This window comes from Kribbella sp. NPDC055071 (genome assembly GCF_053608045.1).
On sequence record NZ_JBSGUS010000020.1, the window covers coordinates 130,964 to 145,935 of the forward strand.

Sequence of the window (14,972 nt, forward strand, 5' to 3'; positions counted from 1 at the left end):
TATGCACTCGTCGATCGAGGACTTCGAGATGCCGAACGAGGAGCAGGTGCACCTCGCGGCAGAATCGTTCCGGCTGCTGGCAGACCCCACCCGGATCAAGGTGTTGTGGGCGCTGCTGCAGGGAGAGTCGTCCGTGGCGTGCCTGGCCGAGCTGGCCGGAGTAGCCCCGACAGCCGTCAGCCAGCACCTCGCAAAGCTGCGACTGGCCGGCCTGGTCCGCGGCCGCCGAGAAGGCACCTTCGTGTACTACTCAGCCGGCGACCACCATGTCAAAGCCCTCCTGGACCAAGCCCTCTTCCACGCCCACCACCTCGACCAGACCCTCTCCGACGACCCAGTCTCGAAGTAGCCGTCACAGCTGAGGCGCGGGCGGTTACCAGGCTCGGTGAAGGAGTTCGGTGGCTTCGGCGAGGGTGAGGTGGGCCCGGTGGGCGGCGCGGGCGAAGACGGTTGCGGCGGCTCGGGTTTCTTCGTCGTCTACTCGGCTGCGGGAGGCGAGGACGAAGGTGCCGTTGCGACCCCGTGTTTCGACGAGTCGGCCGGCTTCGAGTTCTTTGTAGGCCCGGGCGACTGTGTTGACGGCCAGGCCCAGGTCGCCGGCCAGTTGGCGGACGGTCGGCAACCGAGTGCCTTGGGCCAGTTCGCCGGTGCGGATCAGGCCGTCGATCTGGTCCTTCACCTGTTCGTACGGCGGTTTCGCTGCCGCCGGGTCGACCGAGATGATCATCCGGCGACTCGCTGGACTCGGCGCAGGCCGCTCTTGCTGTCGGCGAGCGCCCAGGTGGAGCACCAGGCCACGACCGAGACCACGAACAAGATCGTCGCGAACGACGGGACCCAACCGGGGATGTCCGACGGCCAGTCGATCGCCATCAGCGGAGCCATGCCGAGCAGGAAGCTGACGGTGTACATCGCCGTTCCGATGTCGCGCAGGATGGTCGCGCGGAACGCTTCCTGCCAGCGCAGTTCGTCCTGACCGCTGGAGGACTGGTTGACCCGCAGGGCCATCCGCAGGATCAGCAGTCCGATCGCCCAGAGCACAACGCCCGCCAGCCCACTGATGACGAGGAACCACCCGCGGCCCGGATGGTCGGTACAACCGAGGACCACAATCCCCAGCCCGGCGCCGAGAACAGACAGTACGACGGCGCCGTAGTACAGCGCGAGCTCGATCGGACTCAGGTAATCCGTCAGCCGACGGGGCCGCAGCGCCGCTGTCCGCGGCGCGTCCGAGCGGGACGCCCGGACGGCCCGATACCCGTGAAACAGGCTGGCGAAGCCGGTGGCCGCCGCCATCGGCGCGACGATCCAGGTCAGCAGCCGCAGGTCGAAGGTCATGCTGGCGAACAAAGGAGAGCCATCGATCCAACGACTCAGCAGCAGCACCCCGATGGCCAGCAACGCTCCGATGAGCACACCGAGAATCAGGACCTCCTGCCGGCGCCGGAACCACACCCGCGCGGCCTCGACGTACACGCTGTCGGCCGGTAACCCGCCCCGCTCGACCCGCCGATCGACCTCTCGATTCGCGGCCTTCCGGCGCTGCACCCACAGCACCACCGCGCCCGCCACCAGGATGGCTTCCAGCCACAGGATGTCCACACCGACCACGCTCCCCTCGAACTCTTTGTACCAAATGTATTGATACAAAGGGTCAAGGTCAAGCGAGTCGGCCGGCGGACTCCATCGGGGGGTGGGCAGCATCTTTCGGTGTGAACCGAAGGTCTGGCGGCCGTCGGTTACCAGGTGTTGCCTGCGGTCATGAGAGTCGGACAAGGCGGGACCGGGCCAGGACCGCACACACCGGACGGCAGTGCGATCGAACTCTACGAGGTCACGCCGGTGCGCGGTGAGGACCAGCTGATCAACGCCGCGATCGAGCCAGGCAGCAGCATTCTCGAGCTCGGCTGCGGCACCGGCCGGATCACCCGGCCGCTGCTCGCGCTCGGGCACACCGTGGTCGCGGTCGACGAGTCGCCGGACATGGTCGCCCGCGTCACCGAGACCGAGACGATCTGCTCGACGATCGGCGACCTGCGCTTGGAACGCCGATTCGACGTGGTGCTGATGATGTCGTACCTGATCAACGTCGCCGATGACGAGGAACGGCTACGGCTGCTGCGGACCTGCGCCTACCACGTCCGGCCGGGCGGTTCCGTCGTACTGCAACAGCAGACCCCCGGGATGCTCCGCGGCCCGTCGGTCCGGGAGGGGAACGACCAACGCTTCGTCATCTCCGACGTCGAAGAGCTGCCCGGAAACCGCCAGGCCGCCACCGTGACGCACACCATCGACGGCAAGTCGTGGTCGCAGCGGATCCTCACCCAGAACCTCACCGAGGACCAGTTGGCCGCCCAACTGACCGAGGTCGGCCTGCGGCCCGCCGGCTACCTCACGCCGGACCAGACCTGGGTGCGCGCCCAACCGATCTGACGCGCGGCAACCTCGGGAAGCCGTGCGGACCCTGCAGGGTATGACCATGACTTGGAGTCGGGCGGACAGACCTCCGACCGCGCCCGATGACGACCTGTGGGACGCGCTGCGTCGGCAGGAGCCAGAGGCGCTCGGAGAGCTCTTCAGCCGGTACGCCGACGCCGTACATGCCTACGCGGTCCGGCACACCGGCTCCTACGCGTACGCGGACGACGCCGTACAAGCGACGTTCATGACGGCGTGGCGACAGTTCGGCCGGTCTGATCCGGGACCACTCCAGCACGGCAGCGCCAAGCCTTGGCTGCTCACTATCGCGCGGAACGAGTTGCGCAACACCGTCCGGGGCAGAAGGCGGCTGACGCAGTTCCTGCTCCGCCAACCGGCGCCGCTGCACCACCCGGACCACGCCGAGGCAGTAGCCGCGCGAGTCGACTCGGAGCAGCACATCCGAGCCGTTCGGGCTGCGCTGGCCGCCCTGCCGGCCCACGAGCGCGAGACCGTCGAGCTCGTCTATTGGGCCGAGCTTTCGCTCGCCGAGGCAGCCGCCGTACTGGGTGTTGCCGAAGGCACCGTCAAGGCGCGGCTGTCCCGCGCACGCCGCCGTCTGCCCGCTCTGCTGGAGGAGAACCGATGAACCTGCTGAAGCCGCCTCCGGTCGAGAAGCTCGATCCCGAGTACGCCGAGGAGCTCCGCCGCGCCGCGGTCCGCGGCGCCTACAAAGCCTTGCGCCCGAAGAAGTGGGTCCCGGTGGTCGCCGCGGCCTGCGGGATTGCGGTCATCGCGGTCGGGGCCGTCCTCCTGGACCGGCCAGGCAGCCCGTCTCCCGCCCCCACGCCAGCCGGGCCGGGGCCAACCGCGACCCAGCCCAATGGCGTGATCGCCGAACCGTCGCCCAAGAACCTGCCACCGGGATCGATGGACCTCGGCGCCGCCGGCGCCGCGGACGCCCGAGCCGCGGCCCGGAAGTGCCTGGCCAACAAGCAAAGCATCGACGGCGGGATCAACCGATCCGTGCCGGCCGACGCGGACACGGCCGACCTGCGCGACATCCGCTGGATCAAGTCGTTCGGTACGCCGGGCAAGACCCGCAGCCTGGTCCAGAGCTTCACCACCACCCACGGGTGGTACCTGTGCCTCGACACCGAACTGCTGAAGACGAGCAAGCCGGATCGGTCCGACGTGACCGGTCTCAGCCGAACCAGCCCGATCGTCGGGATCAACCTCAAGGGCCAGGTCGGGAACGGAGTCTTGGAGGAGTACGCGTTCGTGACGATCCCGGAGGTCGCGCGGGTCGAGCTGCGGGTGACCTGGAAGGGCGGCGCGTCACCGTGGTCGAGCGTGACCGTTCCCGACCGGGCCGGGTACGTCGCCGCGCTTCAGCCGAACCTGAAGCGCGACGACGCGACCGTCGAGATCCGTGCGCTGGACCGCAACGGCAAGGTGCTCTGACGCCCGGGCCGAAGGAGGCCGCCTAGGCCTTGGGCTCCTTCGGCTCCGGCTTGGCGTCGACGCCGGCTTCCTTGCGCTGGGCCGGGGTGATCGGGGCCGGGGCCGCGGTCAGCGGGTCGTAGCCGCCGCCGGACTTCGGGAACGCGATCACGTCGCGGATCGACTCGGCGCCGGCCAGCAGCGCCGTGATCCGGTCCCAGCCGAACGCGATCCCGCCGTGCGGCGGCGCGCCGAACTTGAACGCGTCGAGCAGGAACCCGAACTTCTCGGTCGCCTCCTCGTCGGTCAGGCCCATCACCTTGAAGACCCGCTTCTGCACGTCCTCGCGGTGGATACGGATCGACCCACCACCGATCTCGTTGCCGTTGCAGACGATGTCGTACGCGTACGCCAGCGCCGACCCGGGATCGGTGTCGAACGTCGCCAGCGAGTCCGGCTTCGGCGACGTGAAGGCATGGTGTACGGCGGTCCACGCGCCGGACCCGACCGCGACATCACCCGCCGCGGTGGCCTCGTCGGCCGGCTCGAACAGCGGCGCGTCGATGACCCACAGGAACGACCAGGTCGACTCGTCGATCAGCCCACCGCGACGGCCGATCTCCAGCCGGGCCGCACCGAGCAAGGCCCGCGACGACTTCACCGGGCCGGCGGCGAAGAAGATGCAGTCGCCCGGCTTCGCACCGACGTGGTCGGCCAGCCCGGCGCGCTCCTCCTCGGACAGGTTCTTGGCGACCGGTCCACCCAGCTCGCCGTCCTGACCGACCAGCACGTACGCAAGACCCTTCGCGCCACGCTGCTTGGCCCAGTCCTGCCACGCGTCCAGCTGCTTGCGCGGCTGGTCCGCACCACCGGGCATCACCACGGCACCGACGTACTGCGCCTGGAACACCCGGAACGGCGTGTTCTTGAAGTACTCCGTGCACTCGACCAGCTCGAGGCCCATCCGCAGGTCCGGCTTGTCGCTGCCGAACCGCGCCATCGCTTCGGCGTACGTCATCCGCGGAATCGGCGTCTGAACGTCGTACCCGACGAGCTTCCAGAGCGCGGTCAGCACCTCCTCGGACAGCGCGATGATGTCGTCCTGGTCGACGAAGCTCATCTCGATGTCGAGCTGGGTGAACTCCGGCTGCCGGTCGGCGCGGAAGTCCTCGTCGCGGTAACAGCGGGCGATCTGGAAGTACCGCTCCATCCCGGCCACCATCAGCAACTGCTTGAACAGCTGCGGCGACTGCGGCAGCGCGTACCACGATCCCGGCTGCAGGCGCGCCGGGACCAGGAAGTCGCGGGCGCCTTCGGGCGTGGACCGGGTCAGCGTCGGCGTCTCGATCTCGACGAAGTCGTGCTTCGCGAGTACGTCGCGAGCCGACTTGTTCACCTGGCTGCGCAGGCGGAGCGCTGCCCCCGGGCCCTGGCGGCGCAGGTCCAGGTAGCGGTACTTGAGCCGGACCTCCTCGTTCACCGGGGTCGCGTGGTGCTCCTCGACCGGGAACGGCAGCGGAGCCGCCTCGTTCAGCACCTCGACCTCGGTCGCGATCACCTCGATCTCGCCGGTCGGCAGGTTCGGGTTCGCGTTGCCCTCCGGGCGGAGCGCGACCTCGCCGACGACCTTCAGGCAGTACTCCGAGCGCAGGCCGTGCGCCGCGTCCTCGTCGCGGATGACGACCTGCGCCGTACCGCTGGAGTCGCGCAGGTCGAGGAACGCCACGCCGCCGTGGTCACGGCGCCGCGCCACCCAGCCCGCCAGGATCACGGTCTGCCCGGCGTCCTCGGCACGCAACGAGCCTGCGGTATGGGTACGGATCACGAGTTCTCCTGAGGGGTGTCGATCTGGGGTAGAAGGTCGGCCGCCGGTGGTGTCCAGGTGGCCGGATCGGCGGGCACCTGCTCGCCACTGCGGATGTCCTTCATCTCCGGGCCGTTCTCGGTGCTGAAGAGCACGAACGGAATCCCGCGCCGGTCCGCGAACCGGATCTGCTTGCCGAACTTCGCCGCCGCCGGCGCCACCTCGACCGGAATCCCCCGCTGCCGCAGGGCTGCCGCCGTACGCATCGCCTCCGCGCGGTCCTCCTCGGCGTTCAACGCCACGAGCACAGCAGTCGGCGTACTACGGGAGCCGGTGAGCAGACCCTGGCTGACCAGGCGGTGCACGAGCCGGGATACGCCGATCGAGATCCCAACACCCGGGTACGTCGTCTTGCCGTCGGAGGCGAGCGCGTCGTACCGCCCACCACCGCCGACCGATCCGAACGACTCCTGGCCGACCAGGTAGATCTCGTAGACAGCGCCGGTGTAGTAGTCGAGGCCGCGGGCGATCCGGAGGTCGGCCATCAGCAAGCCGGGAGCGTGCTCGGCGGCCGCCGCCATCACCTGGCTCAGCTGCTCGAGCCCCTCGTCCAACGTCGGGTGCTCGACGCCCAGCGCTCGGACCTCGTCGACGAACGACGTGTCCTGGCTGGAGATGTCGGCCAGCTGCACCGCCAGCCGCGCCTGCTTGTCGGTAGCGCCCGCCTCGATGAGCCGCTCGACCACCTTGTCCGGACCGATCTTGTCGATCTTGTCGACGATCCGCAGCACAGTGGTCACGTCGTCCAGACCGAGCCCGCGGTAGAAGCCCTCAGGGATCTTGCGGTTGTTCACCTTGATCACGAACTCGGGCACCGGCAGCTTGCGCAGTGCGTCCGCGATCACCAGCGGGAGCTCGACCTCGTAGTGGTTCGGTAGGTCGCCGGAGTCGATGATGTCGATGTCGGCCTGGGTGAACTCGCGGTAGCGACCCTCCTGCGGGCGCTCACCACGCCAGACCTTCTGGATCTGGTAGCGGCGGAACGGGAAGACCAGTTTGCCGCTGTGCTCCAGCACGTACCGGGCGAACGGCACGGTCAGGTCGAAGTGCAACCCGAGTGCCGCGTCCTCATCGGCTCCGGCCGCGAGCCGCCGTACGCCGTAGATCTCTTTGTCCGCGTCCTCGCCCTGGTTCGACAGACGCTCAACCGGCTCCACGGCGCGGGTCTCGATCGACGCGAATCCGTGCAACTCGAACGTCTCCCGGATCACGTCGACAAAACGCTGCTCGACAATCCGGTCCTTGGGCAGGAATTCCGGGAACCCGCTGAGCGGGGTCACCTTGCTCATATCTCTTGAATCTCCAGGTCCTGCAAGTAGGGGTTGGTCGCCTTTTCCCGGCCGATCGTCGTCTGGCCACCATGACCCGGCAGGACGACAATTTCGTCGCGCATCGGCAGGATCTTGGTGGCCAACGTATGCAGCATGGCCGGATGATCGCCGCCAGGCAGATCCGTCCGGCCGATCGACCCGGCGAACAACACGTCACCGGAGAAAAGCACCGCGGGGACCTCTTCGGGTCCGTCGTACGGCGTCGTGAACGTGACCGATCCCCTGGTGTGGCCGGGGGTGTGGTCGACGGTGAAGTTCAACCCGGCCAGCTCGAGGCTCAGGCCGTCCTTGAGCTCGGCGACGTGGTCCGGCTCGGCGAACTCGTGGTTCCCGCCGAGCAGCATCCTGGCCGTCTCCGCGCTGATGCCGGCCATCGGGTCGGCGAGGAGGTGCCGGTCGTCGGGGTGGATCCAGGCGGTCGCGTCGTACGTCCCGCAGACGGGGAGGACCGAGAACATGTGGTCGATGTGACCGTGCGTGAGCAGCACGGCGACAGGCTTGAGCTTGTTCTCACGGACCACCTGCTCGACGCCGGCGGTCGCGTCCTGGCCGGGGTCGACGACGATGCATTCCGCGCCCTGGCCGGTGGCGACGACGTAGCAGTTCGTACCCCACGAACCCGCGGGGAACCCGGCGATGAGCACGACAGACCTTCCTGAAACAGTTCCGGACCACCTAGTGGCTGGCGCCGGACAGGCGTCGAGTGACTACGGTGTCCAGGTGGGTGCATCGCAAGGCGGAGAAGGAGCCTCGATGCGGTGTTCATCGTGGCTGCTTCTCCACGCAGCGAGGTGCCCGCCTGGGCGCCGTAGACGCCGACGAATGTTCGGTGTCAGCCACTAAGGCTACCGGTCATCGGCCGCGCACTTCGAACCGGATTGTGACGCAACACCGTTGCGCCTGGGCTGGGAGTTTGTGATTGTTCAGGGATAAGCGTTGGGTTGGCGCCCGACGCGCCCAGTCGGGACCCTGTTCGAGCGGTTGGACCAGGGACTGACCAGAATGGGCACGAGCGCAGTACATACCGCCGGAAGGGGCGAGTTGTGGCCGGAGAGAGCTGGGGCCGGGTAGCTGAGGACGGAACGGTCTACGTACGGACCAAGGACGGCGAGCGCGCGGTCGGCCAGTGGCCCGACGCGAACCCCGAGGAGGCCCTCGCCTTCTACACCCGCCGGTATGACGCGCTGGCGTTCGAGGTGGAGCTGCTGGAACAGCGGGTCCAGGCCGGCACCGTCTCCCCCGACGACGCGCGCGCTGCGGTCAAGAAGGTGACCAGCTCGATCGACGAAGCCCAAGCCGTCGGCGACCTCGACGGACTGCGCTCCCGGCTCGAAGCGCTCGCTCCCCTGGTCAGCCAGCAGCGTGAGAAGCGCAAGGCCGAGCGTGCCGCGAAGGTCGAGGAAGCCCGCGCAGCCAAGACCAAGATCGCCATCGAGGCCGAGACCATCGCCGCCGGTACCGACTGGCGGCACGGTGTGACGCGTCTGCGTGAGCTGCTCGACGAGTGGAAGGCCCTCCCCCGGCTCGACAAGTCCAGCGACGACGAGCTGTGGCATCGGTTCTCCTCGGCGCGTACGACGTACACCCGACACCGCAAGCAGCACTTCGCCGAGCTCTCCTCCAAGCGTGAGGAGGCCGCGGTGGTGAAGGAGCGGCTCGCGGCCGAGGCGGAGACGCTGACGACCTCCACCGACTGGGGTCCGACCTCCGGCCGGTTCCGCGACCTGATGCGGCAGTGGAAGGCCGCCGGCCCCGCGCCGCGCGACGTCGACGACAAGCTGTGGGCGCGCTTCCGGGCCGCGCAGGACACCTTCTTCGGCGCGCGCGACGCGATCCAGGCCGAGGAAAATGCCGAGCAGATCGAGAACCTGCAGGCCAAGGAAACCCTGCTGGTCGAGATCGAAGCCATCCTCCCGGTCCGCGACGCCAAGACCGCCCGCGACCAGCTCCGCGACCTCCTGGACCGCTGGGACCAGATCGGCAAGATCCCGCGCGACTCCATGCGCCCCATCGACGGCCGTCTCCGCGCGGTAGAACAAGCCGTCAAGTCCGCCGAGGACGAGGTCTGGAACCGCAGCAACCCCGAAGCCCGCGCCCGCGCCGAAGCCACCGTCAAACAACTCCAGTCCCTCATCGCGGACCTGGAAAAGCAGGCCGCAAAACACGAATCCCAAGGCAACGCCCGCAAAGCCACCGAAGCCCGCGAAGCCATAGCCGCCCGCCGAGAATGGCTAACCCAAGCCCAAAACGCCCTAACCGACTTCAGCTAGTTCCCGGGGGGTGTGGTCCACCCACCCGGTACAAGCTGGGAGAGGGGCGGATGTGGTCCACCCACGCGGTGCTACCCCCGACTCCTCCGTCGCCGTGCTACGCGCCGCTCCCACCCATCCAAACGGTGCGTGCTATCGCGCGCTCCTAACGCTCATCGCGCGAACTACCGCACGCGGGTCGGAGTGACCGCGCCCCCGCGCGAGTTGCAGCGCAACCGCGCGAACCTTCTAGCTGCTGTCGTGATGTGCGGACCTGTGCCACTCATCAACCGGACCGTTGAGTGCTTGCGCCGCCATCGGGCAGGCGGAACAGCATGCGGTGCCTCACGGAGGCCAGGGTTGGTGAGTGGCACACGTCCGCCGCGGATCTCCAGGCCATCACGATCGTGCGTCGGCGGACGACCCTCGCCTGGGAATCCTGGGATCGGCGGATTGTGATGGCCTGGGGACGCTCGTCAGATCGGGCACCGGAGGGGGCTGTGGATAACTTCTGACGCTTGTTGGGGGTTTGGGTCATTCTTTGGGGATGTTTCCTGCTGATCTTCCGTATTACTGGTGCGGTCTTCCCTTCACGCCGCGCCAGGTGCCTCGCAAACTCAAGTGGTTGTTGGCGCGGGGTGAGATTCGCGAGTACATGAAGGGTGTGTACGTCGACGTCCGGGTACGCGACTCACCACAACTGCGGGCTGATGCACTCCGGCTGGTGGTGCCGCCGGACGGGGTGGTGAGTGGGCGCGCGGCGGCGTGGCTGCATGGGATTGACACCACGGCTCTCAATGCCGAGCTGATTCGTCCTGAGTGGACGTACGAGGAACGGCCGACGGTTGAGGTTCTTGGTCTGAAGGTCATCACGCCGGCCGCGACCGCGATCGAGCTCGCCCGGCAGTTGAGTCGTCCGTTCGCGCTCTCGACATTGGATGGGCTACTGCGCAGCCGAGCAGTCAAACCTCAGGACTTGCACGATGCCGCGGCTGGGTGCTTCGCGGCGGACAGCCGCTCACAGGCGGCGCAGATTCTGCGGCTCGCAGACGGACGGGCCGCCTCACCTGGGGAATCGTGGTTGCGGCTCCGACTGTTCGACGCGGGCTTCGGACGGCCTGACCTGCAGGTTCGGGTGGAAGGGCCGAACGGCGTCTACCGGCTGGACCTCGGTTATCCCGACCGCCCGGTCGACGGGCGCAGGTTGGGGCTTGAGTACGACAGTGACCAATGGCATTCGTCGGTTAAGCAGGAGATGCGGGATGAGACTCGGCGGATTGAGTTGGAAGGGCTGGGGTGGCACGTGATCTCCGTGCGGCGGACTGACTTGTGGGGGTCTTATCCGGCGTTGGAGCTCGCCGTCGGGGCCTTTCCGTGTCAGGAGCCCCGCTTACCGCGGCGGTGGTGAGGACGGCCGGCGCGATGGTCGAGCTGCTGGGATAACGTTCCAGCAAGGTCAGCTAGCTGGGAGGTCTTGGTGTCGACGATTGCGTTGGGTGCGAGCGGGACGACCGTGTCGCGGGTGGTGCTCGGGCTGATGCGGATCAAGGACCTGAGTGACGCGGAGGTCCGGACTCTCGTCGGGACGGCGCGCGACGCGGGCGTGACGATGTTCGACCATGCGGACATCTACGGCGGGCCGCACGGCTGCGAGCAGCGGTACGGCGAGGCGCAACCGATCCCCGCGTCCGAGCGGGACCAGGTGATGATTCAGTCCAAGGTCGGGATCCGGCCCGGATACTTCGACTTCTCCCGCGAACACATCGTCTCGAGTGTCGAGCAGTCGCTCGCGGCGCTGCGGACCGAGTACCTCGACGTCCTCCTTCTGCACCGCCCCGACACGCTGATGGAGCCGGACGAGGTCGCGGCCGCCTTCGAAGACCTGCACGCCGCCGGCAAGGTCTCGTCGTTCGGCGTCTCGAACTTCACGCCAGGTCAGATCGAACTTCTGGCCGCCTCTGTCCGGCAACCGCTGGTCGCGAACCAGCTCCAGTTCAGCCTGGCGCACGCGGCGCTCGTGGCGCAGGGCCTGGCTGCCAACATCATGCGACTGGACCAGTCCGGCGACCGCGACCTGGGCATCCTCGACTACAGCCGGCTGAAGAAGATGACCATCCAGACGTGGGGCTCGTTGCAGCGGCCTGCACCGGGCGGCGTCTTCATCGGCGACCGCGAGAACTACTCCGCGCTCAACGACGTCCTCGACGAACTCGCGCAGACCCACAACTCCACCCCCACCGGGATTGCGCTGGCCTGGATCGCTCGCCACCCAGCCAGTTTGCAGATCGTCATCGGCACCACCACCCCTGCCTGGGTCCAGGAGGCCGCCGACGCGATGTCTGTGACCCTGAGCCGTCAGGAGTGGTACCGCCTCTTCACCGCCGCAGGCCACACACTGCCGTAGCGGTCGCTCCGCCGTACCGAGCGAGGGGCCGGTGGGCTCGGTACGGCGGACCGAGTCTCTATCGGGTGGTCAGGCGGCGGTAGAGGAAGACGAGGATGAGGAGGCCGGCGGCGCCCGCGGCCGGGTAGGCGAAGTCACTGTAGGAACCACCAGAAACAGCTGCGGTGGTGTCATAACCGCCGGCCATGCCTTTGTCGGAGTACGGCGAACCGGGCAGCTTGTCCGAGTAGCGGCTGGCAACGAGGTCCTGGTAGGCCGAGACAGTGATGGGTGCATTGCCGATGGACTTCACGGCGGACGGGTTGAGTGGACGGATCTCGGTGCCGGTCAGGGCGTACCAGGCGCCGAGCTGGGGCTCGGTGAAGACGAGTGCGCCACGAGCCGCCGTACTCATCCGGGCTTCGGTGTCGCCGGATGCGACGTTGACTGCGTGCCACGCGCCGGCGGCATCGGGCGTGGTGTAGATCGTCAGCGCCTGACCGCCTTTGCTGGCGGAGGTTGCGGCGTACCAGAAGGTTGCCACCGGCACCGAAGCGTCCCGGACGAAGGCCGGGTTCAGCGCGTAGACCGGCCGCGCGTCCGACGAGACTGTGACCGCGGCCTTGGCCGAACCAGGGACTTTCGCCAACAATCGCAAGGCATCCGACGATCTCGCGGAAGTGGTTGCCTTGGACAACTCAGTCGGGGACACGGGCTGCGGCGAAGCGGCACCGGCCGCGCCGGCGACGGCGAAAGTGAGACCGAGACCAGCACCGAGTACGGCGGCGACGCGAAGCAGGATGCGCATGTCAGGCTCCGATCCGGTACAGCGAGTGGGTCCAGGTGAACTGCGAGTTGGACCGGTACCAGCTGTACGACGAGTAGTTGTACCGCGGGTCGTCCGGCCACGGGTTGTAGTACTCGAGCGTGGAGTCCGAGGAGTCGTACCCGATGATGTCCATCATGTGACCGCCACCCGACGACCAACCGATCCGCGTCATCACCGGGCGTCCGGCAGCAATCTCCGTGACGAGCGTGCTGAAGCTGAGTGTGCCGGAGACATAGCTGCCGGCGCTGATCCCGATCGACCGGAACGCCTGCTGGTCGTTGGCCAGCGTGGCCTGGTTGTTCGGGCAGGTCGCGTTCTGGCTGTTGCCGAAGGCCAGGTTGCAGAACTGGTTCTGCGAGTACGTGCGACCGTAGAACGCGGCAATGCTGTTGCCGGTCGCGGCCCAGCACCAGTTCGACTTCTGCTGCGACTGGCCGGTGACGCTGAGGTAGTAGCTACCGGGTGCGGCCGTGGCCTGCGGTGCGAGCGGCACCAACGTGGCCAGGCCGATGACCATTGCCATCAGCAACGACCATGAGCGGCGGGGGCGGAGCCTGCGCATGAGTCCTCCTTCGAGGTACTGCGGGGGTGGGCGGATCCCATCGTCAGTACGACGGGGGCACGCGGCAAGAACCCGGGATCCCCGCGGAGGCGCAGTGTGAACAGCAGATCGGCGTGAACAGCCCGTGACGAGCCAGTGCCACGCAGTGCTGTGAACGTTTACACTTCCGCGAAGGAGCCGCCGCCATGACCGAATCTCCATGACCGAATCCCCATGACCGAGTCCTCAGTTCCCGAGGTAGCCCCGCAAGCGTCGTTCGCCGAGGCGCTGCGGCAGGCGATCGCGCGCCGCGGGCTGGCCCTGAACCGGATCCGCACCCACCTGGCCGAGCGTGGCCTGAACGTCGGCGTCGCAACGCTCAGCACCTGGCAAAGCGGCCGTCGGGTCCCCCGCGAGGACTCCCTGGCGATTGTCACCGCCCTCGAACAGCTCCTGCAGGTGCCACCCGGCTGGCTCACGGTCCGGATCCCGCCCGCGCGGACCGAGCCGGCCGCCCATCCGTACGCCGTTGTCGACTACGCCGAGGCATTGACGCGGCTCCTCGACCGCCTCCGGCGGGACGCGCACGGACGCGTCCGCACGATCACGGTGCTGGAGGAGGTCCGGCTCGGCGTGGATCGCAGCGCCCAGCGGCGCCGCGTGATCCAGAGCGTGGTCGCCGTACAGCCCGTGGATCGCCTCATCATCGCCCACCAAGGCGAGCCTGGATGCGATGTCGATCAGCTCGTCCTGCGCGCGTCGAGCGGCTGCCGGCTCGGCCGGATCGCACGGGCCGCCGAGGCCGGCGCGATGCTCGGAGAGCTGCTGCTCGACCGGGTGCTCGCCGTTGGGGAGACGGCGGTCGTCCAGTACGAGGTCGAGGACCGGACCGGTCTGCCGACCACCGACTACCAGCGGTTCAGCGAGTGGGGCGGCATGCATTACGTGCTCGAGGTCCAGTTCGACCGAGCGGCGCTCCCGGTGCGCGTGCACGGCTTCAGCCGCCGCCACACCAGCGGCCCCGACCTCAACAAGCGCGAACTCATGCTCACCCCCGACGGCCGAGTCCACGTCATCGAGCCTTCCGCGGCTCCGGGCACGGTCGGCATCTCTTGGGAGTGGGACTAACCCAAGGGCTAAGTACGGAAGCCCGCGTGGACGTGGTCGTGGTGGGTCTGGTCGGAGAAGAACGCCGTACCGGAGAGCTGGACCGGGCCGCCGACGTTGTACGAGCCCAGAGACTCGGCCGCGCGCATGTACGCCGTGACCAGCGAACGCGGCGTGGTCGGGGCGACGACCGCGCGGCCGTCGATCTGCCAGGTGTCGAAGGCGCGGCCGCGCGGGTGGTCGCTCGGCCGGTCCGTACCGAAGACGTCCAGTGGATGGCCGGAGCGGATCACGCTGACGCCGATGCGGTACGTCTTGGCCAGCTCCAGCATCGTGGTGAGCACGCTGTCGTGCACCTGCCCCGAACGGATGTCAGCCGCCGACGCTGGTGGCAGTGCGATCTGGTCACTCGCCAGCACCTGACGTGCAGCAGCCGACACACTCGCGGCCGCCGCACCGGGCTGAGCGGGGTGCGTGGCCGTCACCCGCCACGTCCCACCCGACCGGCTGAGGCGTACGTCGACCGTCGTACCGCCAGTGACGACACGGCCGCCGCTGATCGTATACACCCGGCACGGCACCAGGACACTCGCTGAGTCGGTCAGAATGCCGCCGTACTGCGCGTCGATCACCTCAACCGCAGTCCTCGTCCCAGCCGGCTGCAGCAGCTTCACAACGGCAGCCACGGCCAGCCGCTTCACCTCAGGCTGGATCTCGCCCGCACCCGGCGCCCAGCTCCGCACCGACGGCAGCGCAACCGTAGGAGCCGGCGTGCTAGCCGGCGGCGGACTGGCAGAGGGAGAACTG

Annotated in this window: 16 protein-coding genes; 8 read left to right on the forward strand and 8 right to left on the reverse strand. The window is 68.2% G+C overall.

Annotated features, from left to right (window positions below):
• Position 1: 1 nt before the first annotated feature.
• A complete protein-coding gene (locus ACWF4Z_RS29550) occupies positions 2-349 on the forward strand; it encodes an ArsR/SmtB family transcription factor (protein ID WP_452246429.1) in 348 nt (115 codons plus the stop codon).
• A gap of 24 nt (positions 350-373) precedes the next feature.
• Here the strand turns inward: ACWF4Z_RS29550 and ACWF4Z_RS29555 are convergent, their stop codons facing one another.
• Positions 374-727: a GntR family transcriptional regulator gene (locus ACWF4Z_RS29555; RefSeq protein WP_452246430.1), complete on the reverse strand. Its 354-nt coding sequence runs from the start codon at positions 725-727 to the stop codon at positions 374-376.
• The gene (locus ACWF4Z_RS29560; protein ID WP_452246431.1) at positions 724-1,650 is read right to left on the reverse strand and encodes a hypothetical protein; all 927 of its coding nucleotides are present in this window, start codon (positions 1,648-1,650) and stop codon (positions 724-726) included. The genes ACWF4Z_RS29555 and ACWF4Z_RS29560 overlap by 4 nt, the downstream gene beginning before the upstream one ends.
• Positions 1,651-1,761: 111 nt before the next feature.
• Here ACWF4Z_RS29560 and ACWF4Z_RS29565 point away from each other — a divergent pair, with 111 nt between their 5' ends.
• The 3 genes from ACWF4Z_RS29565 to ACWF4Z_RS29575 are packed head-to-tail and all read left to right on the forward strand — an operon-like array spanning position 1,762 to position 3,882.
• A complete protein-coding gene (locus tag ACWF4Z_RS29565; protein ID WP_452246432.1) occupies positions 1,762-2,433 on the forward strand; it encodes a class I SAM-dependent methyltransferase in 672 nt (223 codons plus the stop codon).
• Between the two features lie 46 nt (positions 2,434-2,479).
• Complete coding sequence (locus ACWF4Z_RS29570; RefSeq protein ID WP_452246433.1) at positions 2,480-3,067, forward strand: RNA polymerase sigma factor; 588 nt, start codon at positions 2,480-2,482, stop codon at positions 3,065-3,067.
• A complete protein-coding gene (locus tag ACWF4Z_RS29575; protein WP_452246434.1) occupies positions 3,064-3,882 on the forward strand; it encodes a hypothetical protein in 819 nt (272 codons plus the stop codon). Before ACWF4Z_RS29570 ends, ACWF4Z_RS29575 begins: the two co-directional genes overlap by 4 nt.
• Before the next feature lie 22 nt (positions 3,883-3,904).
• Here the strand turns inward: ACWF4Z_RS29575 and aspS are convergent, their stop codons facing one another.
• The 3 genes from aspS to ACWF4Z_RS29590 are packed head-to-tail and all read right to left on the reverse strand — an operon-like array spanning position 3,905 to position 7,700.
• On the reverse strand, positions 3,905-5,686 hold the full coding sequence (gene aspS, locus ACWF4Z_RS29580) for an aspartate--tRNA ligase (RefSeq protein ID WP_452246435.1): 1,782 nt from the start codon (positions 5,684-5,686) through the stop codon (positions 3,905-3,907).
• Positions 5,683-7,014 carry a histidine--tRNA ligase gene (gene hisS / locus ACWF4Z_RS29585; RefSeq protein ID WP_452246436.1) on the reverse strand — a complete coding sequence of 444 codons (1,332 nt, stop codon included), beginning with the start codon at positions 7,012-7,014 and terminating at the stop codon, positions 5,683-5,685. The genes aspS and hisS overlap by 4 nt, the downstream gene beginning before the upstream one ends.
• Positions 7,011-7,700 (reverse strand): MBL fold metallo-hydrolase, encoded by a 690-nt coding sequence (locus ACWF4Z_RS29590; RefSeq protein ID WP_452246437.1) that lies wholly within the window; start codon positions 7,698-7,700, stop codon positions 7,011-7,013. Before ACWF4Z_RS29590 ends, hisS begins: the two co-directional genes overlap by 4 nt.
• Positions 7,701-8,099: 399 nt before the next feature.
• Between ACWF4Z_RS29590 and ACWF4Z_RS29595 the strand changes: the two genes are divergently transcribed.
• From ACWF4Z_RS29595 to ACWF4Z_RS29605, 3 genes are all read left to right on the forward strand, one after another.
• Complete coding sequence (locus ACWF4Z_RS29595) at positions 8,100-9,326, forward strand: DUF349 domain-containing protein (RefSeq protein WP_452246438.1); 1,227 nt, start codon at positions 8,100-8,102, stop codon at positions 9,324-9,326.
• A gap of 526 nt (positions 9,327-9,852) precedes the next feature.
• Positions 9,853-10,713 carry a hypothetical protein gene (locus tag ACWF4Z_RS29600; RefSeq protein ID WP_452246439.1) on the forward strand — a complete coding sequence of 287 codons (861 nt, stop codon included), beginning with the start codon at positions 9,853-9,855 and terminating at the stop codon, positions 10,711-10,713.
• 69 nt (positions 10,714-10,782) lie between these two features.
• Entirely contained in the window at positions 10,783-11,709 is a 927-nt protein-coding gene (locus ACWF4Z_RS29605; RefSeq protein ID WP_452246440.1) for an aldo/keto reductase, read from the forward strand.
• A 58-nt stretch (positions 11,710-11,767) separates the two neighbouring features.
• On the opposite strand, the gene ACWF4Z_RS29610 is transcribed toward ACWF4Z_RS29605, so the two are convergent.
• Complete coding sequence (locus ACWF4Z_RS29610; protein WP_452246441.1) at positions 11,768-12,496, reverse strand: hypothetical protein; 729 nt, start codon at positions 12,494-12,496, stop codon at positions 11,768-11,770.
• Between the two features lies 1 nt (position 12,497).
• Positions 12,498-13,079: a papain-like cysteine protease family protein gene (locus ACWF4Z_RS29615; protein ID WP_452246442.1), complete on the reverse strand. Its 582-nt coding sequence runs from the start codon at positions 13,077-13,079 to the stop codon at positions 12,498-12,500.
• A gap of 213 nt (positions 13,080-13,292) precedes the next feature.
• On the opposite strand from ACWF4Z_RS29615, the gene ACWF4Z_RS29620 reads away from it, so the two are divergent.
• Positions 13,293-14,186 (forward strand): hypothetical protein, encoded by an 894-nt coding sequence (locus ACWF4Z_RS29620; protein WP_452246443.1) that lies wholly within the window; start codon positions 13,293-13,295, stop codon positions 14,184-14,186.
• Positions 14,187-14,194: 8 nt separating this feature from the next.
• On the opposite strand, the gene ACWF4Z_RS29625 is transcribed toward ACWF4Z_RS29620, so the two are convergent.
• The gene (locus ACWF4Z_RS29625; RefSeq protein ID WP_452246444.1) at positions 14,195-14,908 is read right to left on the reverse strand and encodes a hypothetical protein; all 714 of its coding nucleotides are present in this window, start codon (positions 14,906-14,908) and stop codon (positions 14,195-14,197) included.
• Between the last annotated feature and the right edge of the window lie 64 nt (positions 14,909-14,972).